The organism is Novipirellula rosea, from assembly GCF_039541335.1.
In the GTDB taxonomy this organism is placed as follows: domain Bacteria; phylum Planctomycetota; class Planctomycetia; order Pirellulales; family Pirellulaceae; genus Novipirellula; species Novipirellula rosea.
Map to the genome: position 1 here is coordinate 17,661 of NZ_BAABGA010000018.1, position 15,515 is coordinate 33,175.

14 protein-coding genes are annotated in these 15,515 nt (G+C 56.2%); 10 read left to right on the plus strand and 4 right to left on the minus strand.

Features of this window, described 5'->3' with window-relative positions; all coding sequences use genetic code 11:
• Nucleotides 1-7: 7 nt before the first annotated feature.
• The 7 genes from ABD971_RS06760 (at nucleotide 8) to prmC (ending at nucleotide 5,883) form a co-directional block, all read left to right on the plus strand.
• Nucleotides 8-994, plus strand: coding sequence for an ABC transporter ATP-binding protein (locus tag ABD971_RS06760; protein WP_345320606.1), 987 nt, complete (start codon nucleotides 8-10; stop codon nucleotides 992-994).
• 14 nt (nucleotides 995-1,008) lie between these two features.
• A complete protein-coding gene (locus tag ABD971_RS06765; RefSeq protein WP_425571267.1) occupies nucleotides 1,009-1,884 on the plus strand; it encodes an ABC transporter permease in 876 nt (291 codons plus the stop codon).
• Nucleotides 1,885-1,954: 70 nt separating this feature from the next.
• Entirely contained in the window at nucleotides 1,955-2,638 is a 684-nt protein-coding gene (locus ABD971_RS06770) for an SCO family protein (protein ID WP_339936703.1), read from the plus strand.
• A gap of 3 nt (nucleotides 2,639-2,641) precedes the next feature.
• Entirely contained in the window at nucleotides 2,642-3,106 is a 465-nt protein-coding gene (locus ABD971_RS06775) for a DUF420 domain-containing protein (protein WP_345320608.1), read from the plus strand.
• A gap of 356 nt (nucleotides 3,107-3,462) precedes the next feature.
• Nucleotides 3,463-3,711, plus strand: coding sequence for a 50S ribosomal protein L31 (rpmE, locus tag ABD971_RS06780; protein ID WP_339936699.1), 249 nt, complete (start codon nucleotides 3,463-3,465; stop codon nucleotides 3,709-3,711).
• Nucleotides 3,712-3,849: 138 nt separating this feature from the next.
• Nucleotides 3,850-4,929 (plus strand): peptide chain release factor 1, encoded by a 1,080-nt coding sequence (gene prfA, locus ABD971_RS06785; RefSeq protein WP_339936696.1) that lies wholly within the window; start codon nucleotides 3,850-3,852, stop codon nucleotides 4,927-4,929.
• A 66-nt stretch (nucleotides 4,930-4,995) separates the two neighbouring features.
• On the plus strand, nucleotides 4,996-5,883 hold the full coding sequence (gene prmC / locus ABD971_RS06790; protein WP_345320611.1) for a peptide chain release factor N(5)-glutamine methyltransferase: 888 nt from the start codon (nucleotides 4,996-4,998) through the stop codon (nucleotides 5,881-5,883).
• 87 nt (nucleotides 5,884-5,970) lie between these two features.
• Here the strand turns inward: prmC and ABD971_RS06795 are convergent, their stop codons facing one another.
• From ABD971_RS06795 to ABD971_RS06805, 3 genes are read right to left on the minus strand one after another with little or no spacing between them, the layout of a single operon-like run.
• The gene (locus ABD971_RS06795) at nucleotides 5,971-7,017 is read right to left on the minus strand and encodes a hypothetical protein (protein WP_339936691.1); all 1,047 of its coding nucleotides are present in this window, start codon (nucleotides 7,015-7,017) and stop codon (nucleotides 5,971-5,973) included.
• Nucleotides 7,014-9,266 carry a hypothetical protein gene (locus tag ABD971_RS06800; protein WP_345320614.1) on the minus strand — a complete coding sequence of 751 codons (2,253 nt, stop codon included), beginning with the start codon at nucleotides 9,264-9,266 and terminating at the stop codon, nucleotides 7,014-7,016. Before ABD971_RS06800 ends, ABD971_RS06795 begins: the two co-directional genes overlap by 4 nt.
• Nucleotides 9,263-10,762 carry a MotA/TolQ/ExbB proton channel family protein gene (locus ABD971_RS06805; protein WP_339936687.1) on the minus strand — a complete coding sequence of 500 codons (1,500 nt, stop codon included), beginning with the start codon at nucleotides 10,760-10,762 and terminating at the stop codon, nucleotides 9,263-9,265. Before ABD971_RS06805 ends, ABD971_RS06800 begins: the two co-directional genes overlap by 4 nt.
• A 630-nt stretch (nucleotides 10,763-11,392) precedes the next feature.
• Here ABD971_RS06805 and ABD971_RS06810 point away from each other — a divergent pair.
• Entirely contained in the window at nucleotides 11,393-11,896 is a 504-nt protein-coding gene (locus ABD971_RS06810) for a hypothetical protein (RefSeq protein ID WP_345320616.1), read from the plus strand.
• 146 nt (nucleotides 11,897-12,042) lie between these two features.
• Nucleotides 12,043-13,854 (plus strand): helix-turn-helix domain-containing protein, encoded by a 1,812-nt coding sequence (locus tag ABD971_RS06815; protein WP_345320618.1) that lies wholly within the window; start codon nucleotides 12,043-12,045, stop codon nucleotides 13,852-13,854.
• A 19-nt stretch (nucleotides 13,855-13,873) separates the two neighbouring features.
• On the opposite strand, the gene ABD971_RS06820 is transcribed toward ABD971_RS06815, so the two are convergent.
• Entirely contained in the window at nucleotides 13,874-14,170 is a 297-nt protein-coding gene (locus ABD971_RS06820) for a hypothetical protein (RefSeq protein WP_345320620.1), read from the minus strand.
• Nucleotides 14,171-14,360: 190 nt separating this feature from the next.
• Here ABD971_RS06820 and ABD971_RS06825 point away from each other — a divergent pair, with 190 nt between their 5' ends.
• Nucleotides 14,361-15,482 (plus strand): hypothetical protein, encoded by a 1,122-nt coding sequence (locus ABD971_RS06825; protein ID WP_345320622.1) that lies wholly within the window; start codon nucleotides 14,361-14,363, stop codon nucleotides 15,480-15,482.
• The last annotated feature ends 33 nt before the right edge of the window (nucleotides 15,483-15,515 follow it).

The following is a 15,515-nucleotide window of genomic DNA, read 5'->3' on the forward strand; positions in this document are numbered from 1 at the left end:
ACAAAGCGTGAATCAATCTACGATCCTGCCGGCGGAGATACCGTCTCCCTCGAGCGAAGCGAAACAAACTGCGATCTGCGTGGCGACATCCGTTCGCCATGCGTATGACACCAAGTCGGGCGAGACGACGTGGGCGTTACAAGGCATCGACCTGACCACGCACGCCGGTGAGATCTTTGCATTATTGGGGCCAAACGGCAGCGGCAAGACGACGTTGTTCCGGTTGCTATGCACGCTGCTGCCGATCCAACATGGAACGATCCGAATTGGCGGCATCGACAGCCGCACCAATCCGTTAGCGGTTCGCCGTCAAATCGGGATTGTGTTTCAGTCACCGAGCTTGGACAACAAACTGACCGTCGATGAAAACATCGCCTGCCAGGGAGCGCTGTACGGAATCACCGGACGTGAATTGAACGTCCGCCGCGATGCACTGCTCGAGCAATTGAATCTGACCGATCGTCGCCGCGATTATTGCGAAACGCTTTCGGGTGGTTTGAAACGCCGCGTCGAACTCGTCAAAGGCATGCTGCACCAACCACGACTGCTGCTTTTGGATGAACCGAGCACTGGTCTGGATCCTGGCGCACGCCTCGACCTCTGGAAAGCGATTCGCGCGATGAGCGACCAGGGCACCTCGGTGCTGATGACAACGCACTTGTTAGAGGAAGCAGACAAGGCGGATCGTGTTGCGATCATGCACGAGGGACAAAAGGTTGTCGAAGGAGCGCCGTACCAACTTCGCCGTGACCTCGGCGATGGTGTGATCACGATCGAAACGAGTGATCCCAAGGCGGCCGCGAGTCAGCTGAGCAAAAACCTGCAACTGGAATCGCAATCGATCGGCAATCAATTGCGATTGCAAAGCGATACCCCTGCACAACTTGTCCCATTGATCTCCGAACAACTTGGCGAATTGGCTGAATCGATCTCGATCGGTCGCCCTAGCTTGGAAGACGTTTTCATCGCCAAAACCGGTCACCAGTTTCAGTAATCACGCAGACCTTTATGAGCGCCATCACGACATCTCCTTCCTCGAGTTCCGATTCCGTCGGCCAACCCAACCCGACTTCGGCGCGTGCGGGCATGTCGGCGGCTTGGATGCTGGCCCGACGCGAATGGACGCGGTTCTTTCGCCAACGCAACCGCGTTTCGGCGGCGATCGTGCAACCGCTGCTGTTTTGGATGCTGTTTGGCACCGGACTACGTGGTGCGTTCACCGTCGCGGGCGACCAGAACTTTATGGAATTCTTTCTGCCGGGCACGGTCGGCTTGATCGTTTTGTTCACCGCGATCTTTGCCACAATCTCGGTGATCGAAGACCGCCGTGAAGGGTTCATGCAATCGGTATTGGTGTCACCGGTGGGACGTTGGCCCGTGCTGATGGGCAAAGTCATCGGCGGCAGCGCGATTGCTTGGGTCCAAGCAATGTTTTTTCTGTTGCTGGTGTATCTGTTTGGCACCGCGTCGATTAGCAGCAGTATTTTTCTGCTGATGCCGCTATTGGCTCTGATTGCCATTGGCATGTGCTCGCTGGGAATGATCGTGGCATGGCCGATGGACAGCACTCAGGGGTTCCATGCGATCATGATGCTCGGTTTGATGCCGATGTGGCTGCTGAGTGGATCGTTCTTTCCAATCCCTGCCTGGAGCGATTCCACGATTGGCCAAATGATCCTTGGCGGCATGATGCGAATCAATCCGCTCAGCTATTCGATGTTGGAAATGCGGCGGTTGATTTACCCCGAAGTCGATTTTAGTAGTGCCGGCTTCGCCCCCTCGAGCGCGACTTGCTGGAGCGTCACGATCATTGCCACGATCGTGGTCACGTTGATTGCATGGCGACTCGTACGCGGCAGCCGCAAAGTGGATGTGATTGTTTAACGCAATCGCAAACCACCGCGACATCCCACCTAAAAAATCAAATCCGCGACTCGCTTTGAAGAAATCGATCATGCGAACGACCCTCCATATAATCTTGATCCTGATCACCGGACTTGTGCTCGGACTAGGCATGCGTCAAATCCGCAAATCCGAACGTGCCAACGGTCCTGGCCCCGGCGAAGAAGTCTTTACCGATGCGGGTGTCGACGTCGACGCGGTCGACCCCAGCAACGTTGAAAATGCGATGCCAAGTCATCCACCGGAAGACGAAGAGTGGCTGAGCAAATTCGAACTGACCGAGCGAAGTGGCGAGCAGGTTGCGAGCGAAGATCTGAAAGGCCAGCCCTACGTGGTCAGCTTCTTTTTCAGTACCTGCCCGAGTATCTGTGTCACCCAGAACCAGAAGCTGAAGGAACTGCAAGACGAATTCGCCGGCCAAGGTGTTCGTTTTGTTGCGATCTCGGTCGACCCGGAAACCGACACCCCCGAAATCCTGCGTGAGTACGCGGCCCGGTTTGGTGCCGACCGTGACCAGTGGTTATTCATGACCGGTGATCTCGGTTACATTCGCCGCGTCGGATCGGAAGTATTCCGGATGCCTGTGGACAAACAATTTCACACCGAGCGTTTCGTGCTCGTCGATCCCGAGGGTGAAATCGAAGGCTTTTACAACTGGCCCGAAAAAGCTCAGTTCAAAAAGCTGAAAGAGAAGATTCAAGAAATGATTTCGTCCTCCGAGAAAAAGGCATCCTGAGCGATGTGGCAATTCCTGGCAGACAATCTGCCTCACGCAACCGCAACGCTGAACGCCACGGCGACTGTTTTGCTAGCACTCGGCTTGATCCGAATTCGCCAAGGCAATCCGCGAGCACACAAAAAGATGATGCTGGCGGCACTGTGCGTCAGTGGGGTGTTTTTGGCGTTATACCTGCTGCACAAAGTGGCGTTGTATCAAACGACCGGGGAACCGAACAAACGATTCCCGACCGACCCATCGATTGCTTCGGACGCGGCGCGATACACGTACTTCAGCATCTTGGGCACTCACCTCGTGTTGGCGATCGCCGTTCCGTTTCTGGCGTTGCGAGCGGTTTATTTGGCGATGAAAGGACGGATCATCGCCCACAAGAAGCTGGTTCGATTCGCCTACCCGATCTGGATGTATGTCTCGGTAACCGGGGTCTTGGTTTATCTGATGCTGTACCAGATTTACGCAGTTTGATCGGTCCTTGTGGCGTTTTCGCTGCACGCATGCCACTCGAAGTGCCGATCACCAGTGGATCCTTCCAATGCTCGCTGGCGGATTTCATCCTGAGTCCGCCATAATAGGATACACATCTACACTATTGCCCCCCTGGCTGAAAGTCTTCACCGCAATGGTGATTTTGGCAATTGGCCCCCCTTCAAGCGGGCCCGTGCAAACGGCAATACCTGACAAAACGGGTATGGCCGGGCAAACCGGGGGTTTCTGGGCAACAAAGGCCCTTGAACAAAGCGGGGCCGATAGCGTAGGATTCCTCGCTCGCGATACTGTACCAAGCCAGTGCGCTCAACCCCACACCACGAGAGAAAACTGCCATGAAAGACGGCATTCACCCTAAATACCAAGACACAACCGTATCCTGTGGTTGTGGCAACACCTTTACGACCCGCAGCGTGCGACCTGAATTGAAGGTCGACATTTGCAGCGAATGTCATCCTTTCTATACCGGAAAGCTGAAGTTCGTTGATACCGCGGGCCGTATCGACAAGTTCCAGAAGAAATTTGCTGCAGGAACCTACGGCAGCCTGGCATCGAAGAAGCCAGTGAAGAAAGCCAAAAAATAGCTTCGCCACGACTGAACACGACATCCAGCCGCACCGTCCTCGATTGGGACGCGTGCGGCTGTTTTTTATGATACGTGTGACAGACCGTTTTCTCCTTGGTTTTACCCTGCTTTCCGCCTCGTTCCTGAATGACTCCCCATGAGTACGATCCGCGACACTCTCGAAGAAAAGCTGGCTCGCTTTAAGCAGCTCGAACTCGATATGTCCGACCCTGAAGTGCTTGCCGACGGGGCACGCATGAGTGCCGCGGCACGCGAACACGGCGGGCTGGCCAAGGTCGCAGGGAAGTACCGCGAGTTCAAAAAACTGACCGACGAAATCCGCGGCTGCGAAGAGATGGCGGAAGCGGCCGAGGATTCCGAAGAACGTGAAATGGCCGAAGCCGAGATGGAAGGGCTTCGCAAACGCCGCGAGGCATTGTGGGAAGATCTACTCTCGCTAACGGTCGGGGGCGAGGATTCGCACCGGACTCGATGTGTGATGGAAATTCGCGCGGGCACCGGTGGCGATGAAGCGGCGTTGTTCGCTCGTGACCTTTTCGAAATGTACCGCCACTACGCGGAATCGAAAGGTTGGAAGACCGAGATCATGGACCATAGCGCCACCGAAATGGGCGGGTTCAAAGACATCACGCTGACGTTGGAGGGCGAAAACGTTTATCGCGACCTGGCGTACGAATCCGGTGGACATCGTGTCCAGCGTGTTCCTGAAACCGAGACGCAAGGCCGCATCCACACCTCCGCGGCGACCGTCGCGGTCATGCCGGAACCCGAAGACGTCGAAGTCAACATCAAGCCCGACGACTATCGAGTCGACAAGTTTTGTGCGTCCGGCCCCGGCGGTCAGCACGTCAATAAAACGGAATCGGCAATTCGGTTGACACACCATGAAACCGGCATCGTCGTGCAGTGCCAAGATGAAAAGAGTCAACACAAAAATCTGGCTCGCGCGCTGCGAGTTCTCAAGGCACGCGTTTACGAAAAGAAACGCGAAGAGGAAGACGCAAAGCTTGCCGAAAAACGCAAAGGCTTGATCGGCTCGGGCGACCGCAGTCAGCGTATCCGCACCTATAACTATCCTCAGAACCGCTTAACCGATCACCGCATCAATTTGACGATTTACAAACTCGACCAAATCATTGCAGGTGACTTAAGCCCCGTCACCGAAGCGATGATCGAATACGATCGCGACCAACTTCGCGGCGATATGATTGACTAATCGCTCGCTAGTTGCGATTTGGTTTTGTAACGCTGCGTTGACTCGATTCCCCTAAAAGGAAACCTCATGTCGGACACCAAGGAAGAGCCGTGGACGGTGCTGCGACTGTTGGAGTGGACCACCAACTTTTTCAAAAGTCGGGGAAGCGAATCGCCTCGGCTTGATGCCGAAGTCTTGCTCGCGCATGCCCGCGATTGCGCCCGCATCGAACTGTACACCGCGTTCAGCGAAGTTCCAACCGAAGAGCAACGTGTGGCGTTTCGCGAAATGATTCGCCGTCGTGGTGAAGGCACTCCGGTGGCTCAGTTGGTCGGCTATCGCGAGTTCTACTCGCTGCGTTTTCGCGTGGATGAAAACGTGTTGATACCGCGTCCGGAAACCGAGCATCTTGTGATTGAAGCACTCGATGTTGCCAAGGCGATGAAGATCAGCGACCGACCGATTCGCATTGCGGATGTCGGTACCGGCAGCGGAGCGATTGCGATCACGCTGGCCAAGAACATCAAAGATGCCGAGATCACTGCTATCGATCTCAGCGAGGCGGCTTTGAAAATCGCGACCTGGAATGCGGAACATCTCAATGCGACCGACTCGGTTCGCTTCGTGCACAGCGATCTGTTTGAATCGGTCGCCGAACCCGCCACGTTTGACATCATCTGCAGCAATCCGCCGTACGTTAGCGAATCCGAGTACGAGCAGCTCGATCCGACCGTCCGCGATCACGAACCTCGCGAAGCGCTGGTCGCCGGCATTGATGGAATGGATATCATCAAACGATTGCTCGAAACCGCTCCCGAGCGACTCGAAATTGGCGGCCGATTGATCATTGAAATCAGCCCGATGATCGCGGAATTGTGCGAGGAACTTGTCGAAGTGACCCCAACCCTCGGTGACTTGCGATTCATCAAAGACCTCAGCGGTCAACGGCGAATCGTCTCGATGGCGCGTGTGTAGCGAAAGTCGTGCGTGAATTTCGCCGGGGGGCCAAAGGGTGGAAGGAACTCTTGACGAGTCCCGCGACGGGCAGCGACGCAGTCGACGCTACTGCGCGATCGTGCCAGGCATACCTTCGGCAAAGGTGATGCCGCTATCCATTTGCATCGGTTTTCCATCGGTGGCAAACCCGCGTGAATAGAAATATTCCTTTAGCCTGCGAAACTCGGCAAAACTGTCGGGATAGACATACACGACCACGACCGTCGTCGCGGGATCGCGACCGGCAAGCTCTACATGCAGGTCACTTCCTTGGACCAGCATTTCGTCGACCGGTCGACCGATCGGCTCTTCAAGCGGCTCGATACTGAGTCGCACCGGTTCGATCGTCGCACGAATCCCTGCTTGGCCATTGATCCGAATCATCTCCTGTTCCTTGTTCATCACAAAGCGGCAAACGTAACCGCGAATCGGTCCGACCGCCGACTTGATCAATCCGGTTCGCGAAGTCCGCAAGTCGGGCACACACGCGTCACGCACCGATTTAAACAGTGCGACTTGCGGAACGACCGACAACAGATTGCCCTTGAGCCGAAAATAGACTTCGTCGCCGAATGCTTTCTTCGCCATCGGAGTGGGCAAATGCTGGACTGCGACGACCGGTGCTTCTTGCCCTTCGATTCGCTCGCGTTCGCCCTGCAGTTCGTTCATCCGCTTGATCATTTCATCGTATTCGCGGTTCCGTTTGGCGAGTGCCGTCGCGTCCTTGTCGAACTTACCCTTCTCGGCTTCCCAAGCCGCTTTGGCTTCCGTCAACAAATCGAGCATTGCGTCACGTTGCTGCTGGCGAATCTCGAGCTCGTTATCAAAACGTTTCACCGTGGCTTCGAGACGATCCGAATCGGATTGCGCCGAAGCGGCACGCATCGAGTAACTTGCCAACGATTCTAATTGCTGCCCGCTGGCCGGAGCGTCGACCTGAACAAGCTCGTTTTCGAGATTTGATTGTGTCTTGATCTCTTCAATCACTTTGGACGATTGCGTACCCAGCACCACCACCAAAATGATCAACACGCCGACAAGATTAGCGATGATGTCTAAAAACGCATCATGCCCAAGCTCGAAGGTCGTTCGGTTACGTTTGGATCCACTCATTGTGCCACCTTCCCAACGACTTCGACGCCACTGCCTTGCATCAATTCGCGAAGTTGCTCGAAGCGAGCTTCTCCGCCCGGCATGACTTCGACGTCAAGCACCGGTGACCAACGCCCTCCTGGCAACGAGGGCCCCCATCGATCGATGCGATCACGAACGGCGGTTGCTAATTCAAGCGTCGCGGTGGAGACCGGTTTATCGCTGAATCCAAATACCTCGGTGCCACCGCTCATCGCCGATCCGAGCAGCACAAATTGGCCCTCGTCACAAACGACGCGGATGGTTCGCACGATCGAGTTGCCACGCGATTGCGCTACCGAATCGGGCAACGCCCAGTCGCGTTTGTTTGGTTTGACAAGGTTTGGATTCTGTGGCGGCGGACTGCCACCGATTTGCCCTTCGGCCGGCGGTTGCGATGAACCACCCGCTCCTGCGCTGCCACTGGACGCGCCACTTTGCGGCGATCCTGATGCCGACGCTTGACCAGAGGCCTGTGATCCTGATGTCCCTCCGCTTGCGCCCTTCACGCCCTTGTCACTGCCGGTTGCAGTATCACCCGTTGCAGTATCACCAGGGCCCATCGCGGCGTAACTTGGCATCGTCAAACCCGCTTCGGAAGCCGGCGAACGGGACAATTCACCCGCATTTGAGTTGTCACCGGCTTCGGTCTCGCCGCCCGAGCCAGCCGATCCAACATTGGCACCGCTGGGCATCGACAACGACATTCCCTGTGTGTTGGATTTCGGGCCGCCTCCTATTTCCGGTTTGCCATGCGATTGATTCAGCAGTTCACTGATTCTCGCGTCGCCCCCAGCTGAAGTCCGCAAACTCGGGGGATCGGTCGATGCAGGCGTCTCCGCCCCCATGCTGCCCCCGCCGAAGGTGCCGGTCGCGGGATTACCAAGCAGCGACGATCCTGAGCCAGCGGAAGCCATGCTCGACGCGGCATCGCTGTTCCCACCCTTAGCATTGGGGTCGCCCAACAATAATGTTTCTGCGTTTTGTTGGCCATCGCTGCCGGACTGCCGCATCTCAGCCGCACTTCGCCGCATCTCATCTTCGAGTTGCGCGAGTTCTCGAGCACTGATCGCCGCCGATTGATTCGGTTCACTTGCATGCGTATCGCTGGTCGCCCCGCGGCGTTGTGATTGCCCCGACCGATCCACGTTATACGGAGATGCCTTGCTCAGATCCCAACCGCTTGTCCGTACGCCACGCACTGATTCATACCCATTGGATTGAGCTTGCATATCAAGATCTTTGGCCGAGAGTGGACGCGGTTTCCCGGTTCGTTTTTCTCCGAACGCGATGACTTCGCGTGTTCCCGCGCTGCGTTGTCGAGCGATCGCGGATTGTATCGCCTCATCCATCCGGCTCTTCAGGTTGGAATCTGCGTTGGGGATCGCTAGCTCGACTTCATCGGGAATCAGTTCGACGCCAAATTGATCATCCCAATCGCCCAGCGCCATCCGCGACAAATGGTAGGACGCGTAGCCATCCGGACGAACGACGAGCAAAGGGTAGGGCGGCACGTTATCACCATAGTTCTGCATCACATGATGGCGAGCGACACGGAGTGCCTCGTCCAGCGGATTCGATCCTGTTTGGGAATCGCGAAGTCCTTTCATCGGAATCAGCGATCCCTCAGGCCAAATCACGAGTCCTTGCGCGGTACACTCGAGATAGATGGGTCGACGATCGGTCCCATTGGGTCCTTTGTGCGGAACGATGACGATACGCGGTGATTGGCTTTGAACCTGTTCTTTCAGTTCAACCAAAGACTGCTCCTCGGCTTGCAATCGCTCGCGCAGCGCCGCCACGCTAGCCTCGTCGATCTGATCAGCCTGGGCTTCGCCGGTTGCCCGTTTGACTTCATCACTGAGCCGCTGCAACTCGTCGCGAATACGCCGTAAATGATCCTCGAGATGAGTCAGTTGATCGCGTCGCTGTTCGACGTCGGCGGCCTGCGCATCACGAAACGCAACCAACTGCGAAACGCGAAACGCTTCTTCGGCGATCATCGCTTCCACCGCCGCAGCAGTTAACCCGCTGGGGATCGGCGGTTCCGATTCCGCTTGTGCCACGTTCGCCTGGGTCTTGGCCTCTTCCTCGACTTGCCGCTTTACTTTTTGCGTTGAATCCTGAGCTACCAGAGCCAGAAACAGAATCAACGTCCCAAGGGTACAAACAAGAACAGCGAGAAAGGGGAACAAGGTCGGCGAAAGTTGTTGGCGACCTCGCCCACTCATGCTGCACGCCTTACTTTATTCGAATCACGAAGCGGTTTTCCATCACGATGAGCCTGATCAATTCGTTGCTCAACGCTGCTGTTGGCAACCGACGAACTGGTGTTGGCAACCGACGACAAACCACTCGGTGAGCCGCTGGACGAACCACTCGATGGCGAAGGCAACCGCGTGGTCAACACATCGACGGCACGCGCGAGGACACGCATCGCGTCAGCCATCCCATCGCCCGCAGAGGCTTGGATGCTGCGATCGATCGCGGAATTGGTCTCGCTCAATTGTTGCAAACTCGCGTCAATCGATTTTTGCATCGTGGCAACCGCGGCGGCGCGTTGGTTCAACTCGGCGAGCGATTCGTATTGGTTCTGCAACGAGTCCTGGTGAACCGTCATCAACTTCGTTTGATGCGACGTGGCGTCCAACCACATTTGCCATTGTTGTTCCCAACGATCGCTGGCCAAACGCGCCGAATCATCTAATACGCTGGCGTGCTCTTGCAGTGCCGGACGTAGCGTCTTGTCAAAGGCTTCGGCGATCTTATTGGAATCGCTTTCATGCACACTCTTCCAATGATCTTTGGCCTCATCGATCGTTTGCCGCCACAGATTGGATTGACATTCGATTGAGGTCGCGATGGCGATGCGAATCCCTTCACAAAGATCGGCAATCATCGCGATCTGGTCGTCCGCCGCTTCATCGCTTGGCAAGGAATCCGAGACCAAATGTCCAACGCGAGCATCGATCACTGACAACAAACGTTGTTCGCTGCGTTCGATTGGAAATTGCAAAAAGATAGCAACAACCGATAACACCAACCCAAGTGCCGTGGTGTCAAAGGCGACATACAAGCCGCTTTTGAGTCGATCGACGGCAGCGGTCCCATCGGAAAAATCGAGCCCACCGAGCGTTTGAGTAATCCCGATCACCGTGCCCAAGAATCCCAGCATGGGAATTGCCCAGACGATGATCCGCACCAAACCAAACGAGTCGTAAGCGGCATCGGCATCGCGACCGGAAAGTTCACGCAAGTCATCCGAAAGGTTCTTGGTACTGCCACGTTGACTTTGACGCGTCAGCAATTCTTCTAATCGCCGCAGCAACAAACTGGATCGTGTGCGAGCGGGCAATTCACGCAGCTGCGTCAACCAATGGCTGGCGACGTGACCAGCGTCATGTTTTTTTCGCCATCGCTGAGCCAACGTCTTGTCTTGGCCTGCGGGCGATAGATCTTCGTCACGGATTGCCGCAAGCGTGTTCCACTGGACGGTGGTCTGGCAAAATTTGCCAAGCAGCACCGCAGCCGCGATACAAAACAGCACGGTGGCGGCGACGGCGACCGGATGCCCGAGAAAATAACGTTCCAGCGGTGCCCAGCCACTGCCATAGACGCCGGCGTATAGCACTGCAGAAAACACGATTCCGAGCGCCCCCCAGGACATGCCGTTAGAGGACACCGGTTTAGGTGAATGCTGGGATGCGTCGTTTTGCTTGCGGTTCACGACTCGAGCCTCGATGGTTGAGTTCAACTTGCCTGGAGCGATTCAGCGATATCGCCGAGCCAAAAAAGCTCGACGACACGAGTGCGCGCACGTATGCGGTACTCATTACAAAAGGATCGACCGTTTCGACCATGCCACTTCACCCAATCGATAGATTTTGCCACGGGCGATCAGCTAAAGAGACCGTCCGGCTTCGCAAGCCGCATTATTTACGAGTCCGCCGAGCCATCACCGTCCTAACCCGACGCGTAAGTTTTGAAGTTGCGCGTTTGTATTTAGGGGTAAAGCCCCGGCCGTTTGCTGGGACTTAATGAGGGCGGCTAGCAAATGGCCGGGCCTTTGGCCCTTAGGTTTCTTTGCATCGAAAACCTGGCCCGCTGGGCCAGGCTAGGCAAATTGCCCAGCCTTTGGCCCGAAGAACGTCTTTGGCCCGAAGAACGTCTAAACACGCAACTTCAAAACTGACGCGTCGGCTTGCGATTTGCCGAAGCCGGACGCTCTGCCTGCGGCCGCAGGCCACGGTCGGACTACAATCTGCCGCAGCAAAGCACTAGGATGACCGCGGGGGCGGAACCATCCGGAAATTCCCCCCACGCAATGACCCCCTCATCAAAACATCAGGCGAGGAAGATGCCAAACCGTCCTAAAACTGCCTCGATCGGTTCGCAGACCCGATTTCTGCCACGATTGCAAGCAAATCTACCGCTGCGAATTCTCTTGTTCGGCAGCGTGGTGATTGCTGCGACGTCGTACGTCTTCAGCCAGGCACCAGCGTCATACCCCCCGGCGGAAACCTTGCCTACTTCGCCGGAAACGAGAGAATTAAAGGAGCAAACGATTTCTGGGGGCCAAGCCGAGAAGGTCTTGGGGGTGGTCGGCCAGGCCAATGCTCGCCCCTATCAGGTGGGTGCGGCAGGCGACATGATCGGTTTTTCCCATTCTGACGGCTCGGGAAGTCAGACAATTACGCTAATCGATACCGGAAAATCGTGGATGGCCGTGTATCATATTGATAGATCGGGAACGATTCGGCTGGTCAGCAGTCGCCCGATCGACGCGGATTTTTCGCTTCAGCTCAATGCCACATCGCCCTTACCCGAAGAAATTCGCCAAATGAACAAGGGTAAAAAGTAGCAAATTAGGTAATTTGAGGCACAATAGGCGTCTAGTCGTAACCCACAATTCAACAGTTTCCGACCGGTCTGCAACGATTCAGGCCGCTTGTCCCTATTCGCCATCCTGAATTTCGCATTGCGATTTACCGGAGCCAAAGAACACCCATGGCCGATTATCTCTCCCTCGAAGACGCTGCGAAGAAGCTAGGCATTCCCACCGACCGTTTGGTCGAGCTTCGTAGTCAAGGTGAAGTCCGAGGATTCCGCGACGGAGCGAGCTGGAAATTCCCAGAAAACGAAATTAGTCGGCTTGCCGATGAATTGGCCGACATGGATGCGGGCGACATGCTTGGCGGCTCGGGCGATCTAGTCCGCGACATGGATCTCGGATCCGGTCTTTCGCTTAGCAGCGGCACGAACATCATTGGCGGCGACGACGCCGATGCAGGTGACGGCAGCGGTAGCGACGTCGAACTCGGTATCGAACCTTCCACCAGCGGTGCTGGTAGCGATGTGAACTTGATCACCAGCGGAAGTGATGTGGGAAGCGATGTCGCCTTGGTGGCCAGCGACAGCGACGATCTGCTGGGCGATCTTGCCGATATCAGCCCAGACGATGGCGATCTGGAAGTCAAAAAAGAGATGCTCGAGATTGACTCGGGCGAATTGAGTCTTGCCGAACCTGCGATCACCCACGACTCGGCACAAATTGATCTGTCGATCGAACCCAACGCGGGCAGCACAGGCCCGGTCACCGACGCCGAGCTCAAAGAACTATTGGATTCCGAACCGACCAACGTGTTGGCGTCCGAATCAGGCATCAACCTTGGCAGTGACATTGTCGGCAGCGGAATCGACGACGGCAGCGATCTGAGCTTTGCTCCGATTAGCGAAGAGGACAGTGACGACATCGTCATCGGCGTCGACGACAGCGAACTAAATATCCTCGAGGACGACGTTGCGTCGAGTTCCAAAGGCGGCTCGGAACTAAAATCCTCGGGGATGAGTAGCTTGGAATTGATGGACGAACTCGATTCCCCCGCCGCAGGCGGCAGGGCATCATCCATGGGCCTCAGTGGCGATGTTTTGAGTGAGCTTGATTTGCTGGGTGCCGAACAGGGTGGCAGCGGATTGATCTCGGGCGACAGCGAGAATTTGCTCGCTTCCTCAGGATTGGGCAGCAGTCTCGGGCTCGGCGCTCTCAGCTCCGGTGCAGTGATCCCCGGCGGTGATGACGCTCTTTCGCTTGACGATGACGATGACTTGCTGATCGCCGACGACGACGATGATTTGGTGATCGATAGCGCCGAACACGATTTGTCCGTTGCAGGTGACAGCGGTATCAATTTGATGAGCCCATCGGACAGTGGACTGTCACTGGAAAGTGAACCACTTGATTTGGCGGGCAGCAGCGTTTCCGCCTTAGACCTGGGCGGCGAAATTTCACACGGCAGCGGGATCGGCAGCAGTGCCTCGGGTGTCGGCGGTGACGGATCGATGGTCGATTTCCAAGCCGACGAAGAATTCCAGTTGTCGCCATCGGGTATCGGATTGGAGTCCGAGATCGATAGTGATTCTCAGGTCATCGAAGTCGAAGATTCCGAGTTGATCGGCGAGCCAGTGGAATTGGGCGGCGATGCGTTCGGTGACGCGGATGCATTTGGCGGTGACGCCTTTGATGCCGAAGCGGCTCCGGTCGAAGAAGGATTTGTCGAAGAGGAAGAAGTGGTGGCCGAGGGTGTCGGAATCGCCTCGACGTCGACACGCACCAAAACCGCCAGCGGGCCATCCGCGGTTAGCACTTACGAAGTTCCCTTCACTCTGCTGCAATGCTTGACGCTTGTGATGATCATCGGTGTGCTGAGTCTGGGGGGAATGTTGATGACCGATTTGCTTCGCAACATGTGGACTTATAGCGAGCCATCCGCCCCTGTCAGCTCGTTGACCGATTCGCTGATCAGCTTGATGGGCTGGTAGACGCCGCAAGGGCGGCCGATCACGGTCCTTTATCAACGTTTGCCGCCGTGACACGCTGTCGCAGGCAGATCAAGATTTCATCTGCATCGAGACAAGGGTCTTGATGCTTTCGATGCCGTCGCTTTCGCTCCTCGGTTGGCCCTAGATGCCGTGTTTCGCGGCGAATGACGATGATTGCACGCAGCAATCGTGGTGAAGTTCGTTGCCAGGCCTCAATCTCGGCATACCACTGAGATGCTCGGATCGAACCGGTATCGGTGAGAAATTTCGCTGCCCCTGGAACCCCCAGCACGTTAGAATCGTGGGTACGAAACAATCGCCTGCGGGGTTTCTAATTCAGTGGGGGCACCTTACCTTCATGGGTTCGTACCTAAGCGGGCTGGAACTGCAAAATGCAGCGATCCCCGTTTCGCCCCACCCCTATAGCCAGCTCCAGGATTCTGATGGCCGACATGTTGCGGACCTTACGCTTTTTCGCCCCCCGATACTTCGCGATCTCCTGCGTCATGCTAGTGCTAGCAGCCGCGTCCGGTTGTCAGAAAACCGATCCGATTGTGACCTACTCGATTCCGACTGAAATGCCAGAACAGCTTCGTACTGGCAACGACCGGATGCTAGCTGCCATGGTTCCCAAAGGCGATCAAACGTGGTTCTTTAAGATCACCGCAGCCCCCGAGAAAGCGGTGGCGGTAGTGGAGGATGATTTTCGCAAGTTCGTCGAGTCGATCCAATTCGAGGACGACAAGCCTGTGCTTGATGAATTGCCAGAGGGTTGGCAACTCGGTGGATCCAAACCGATGCGATTTGCCTCGATCGACGTCAACACGCCCGACAAGCAGCTCGATATCAGCGTGTCGTCGCTGCCGAAACAATCCGACTGGGACGCCGAAGTGGCGATGAACGTCAATCGTTGGCGAGGCCAGGTCGGATTGCCCGCATCGACTGAGAAATGGGCAAGCGGCAAGCCACTGGAAATCGAATCGGCCGACGGACCTGCGGTGTGGGTCGATATCGTTGGCAAATCAAGCGGCGGTTCACCGCCGATGATGGGCGGCATGGCAGGCGGTCCAATGGCTGGCGGCCCAATGGCTCGGGGCGAGATGCCCAACGACGATATTCATAGCGGCGTCGCTGGCGGCTCGATGGAGTCGGGTTCCTCACCCTCGACGACGCCGGCATCCGACAACGGTGCGGCGTCAGAAAGTCCTGCATCGCGATTGAAGTATGATCGCCCCGAAGGTTGGCGTGATGGGCGAATGTCCAGCATGCGAATGGCCGCATTCAACGTCGGCCCCGAAGATGCCGAAGCCGAAATCACGGTCATCCCGGCCGGAGGCGACCTGCGTGGCAACGTTGCTCGTTGGCTTGGCCAAATTCGCCCCGAAGGCGTTGCAGACGAAGTCGTCGACAAAGCACTCCAAGACGCTGAAAAAGTCAAAGTTGATGGTCGAGATGGCCAACGGTTCTTACTATTAGGTACGGACCCCGAGGCAGGCACCGCGATCGACGCCACCATTGTTCCACTGGACGAAGGGTTCAGTTTGTTCATCAAAATGACGGGCCCTGCGAAAACAGTGACCGCCGAATCCGAGGCAATCAAGTCGTTCTTGGAATCGATCAAGCTCTAGCAGTGTAAAATCAATGGATGAGCACTGACAATT

Excerpts from the sequence above, each read along its gene's own strand:
- prfA (WP_339936696.1), top strand. The coding sequence starts at position 3,850 with ATGAGTACGATCCGCGACACTCTCGAAGAAAAGCTGGCTCGCTTTAAG.
- prmC (WP_345320611.1), top strand. The coding sequence starts at position 4,996 with ATGTCGGACACCAAGGAAGAGCCGTGGACGGTGCTGCGACTGTTGGAG.
- ABD971_RS06795 (WP_339936691.1), bottom strand. The coding sequence starts at position 7,017 with ATGAGTGGATCCAAACGTAACCGAACGACCTTCGAGCTTGGGCATGAT.
- ABD971_RS06815 (WP_345320618.1), top strand. The coding sequence starts at position 12,043 with ATGGCCGATTATCTCTCCCTCGAAGACGCTGCGAAGAAGCTAGGCATT.
- ABD971_RS06770 (WP_339936703.1), top strand. The coding sequence starts at position 1,955 with ATGCGAACGACCCTCCATATAATCTTGATCCTGATCACCGGACTTGTG.
- ABD971_RS06825 (WP_345320622.1), top strand. The coding sequence starts at position 14,361 with ATGCTAGTGCTAGCAGCCGCGTCCGGTTGTCAGAAAACCGATCCGATT.
- ABD971_RS06765 (WP_425571267.1), top strand. The coding sequence starts at position 1,009 with ATGAGCGCCATCACGACATCTCCTTCCTCGAGTTCCGATTCCGTCGGC.
- rpmE (WP_339936699.1), top strand. The coding sequence starts at position 3,463 with ATGAAAGACGGCATTCACCCTAAATACCAAGACACAACCGTATCCTGT.
- ABD971_RS06800 (WP_345320614.1), bottom strand. The coding sequence starts at position 9,266 with ATGAGTGGGCGAGGTCGCCAACAACTTTCGCCGACCTTGTTCCCCTTT.
- ABD971_RS06775 (WP_345320608.1), top strand. The coding sequence starts at position 2,642 with ATGTGGCAATTCCTGGCAGACAATCTGCCTCACGCAACCGCAACGCTG.
- ABD971_RS06810 (WP_345320616.1), top strand. The coding sequence starts at position 11,393 with ATGCCAAACCGTCCTAAAACTGCCTCGATCGGTTCGCAGACCCGATTT.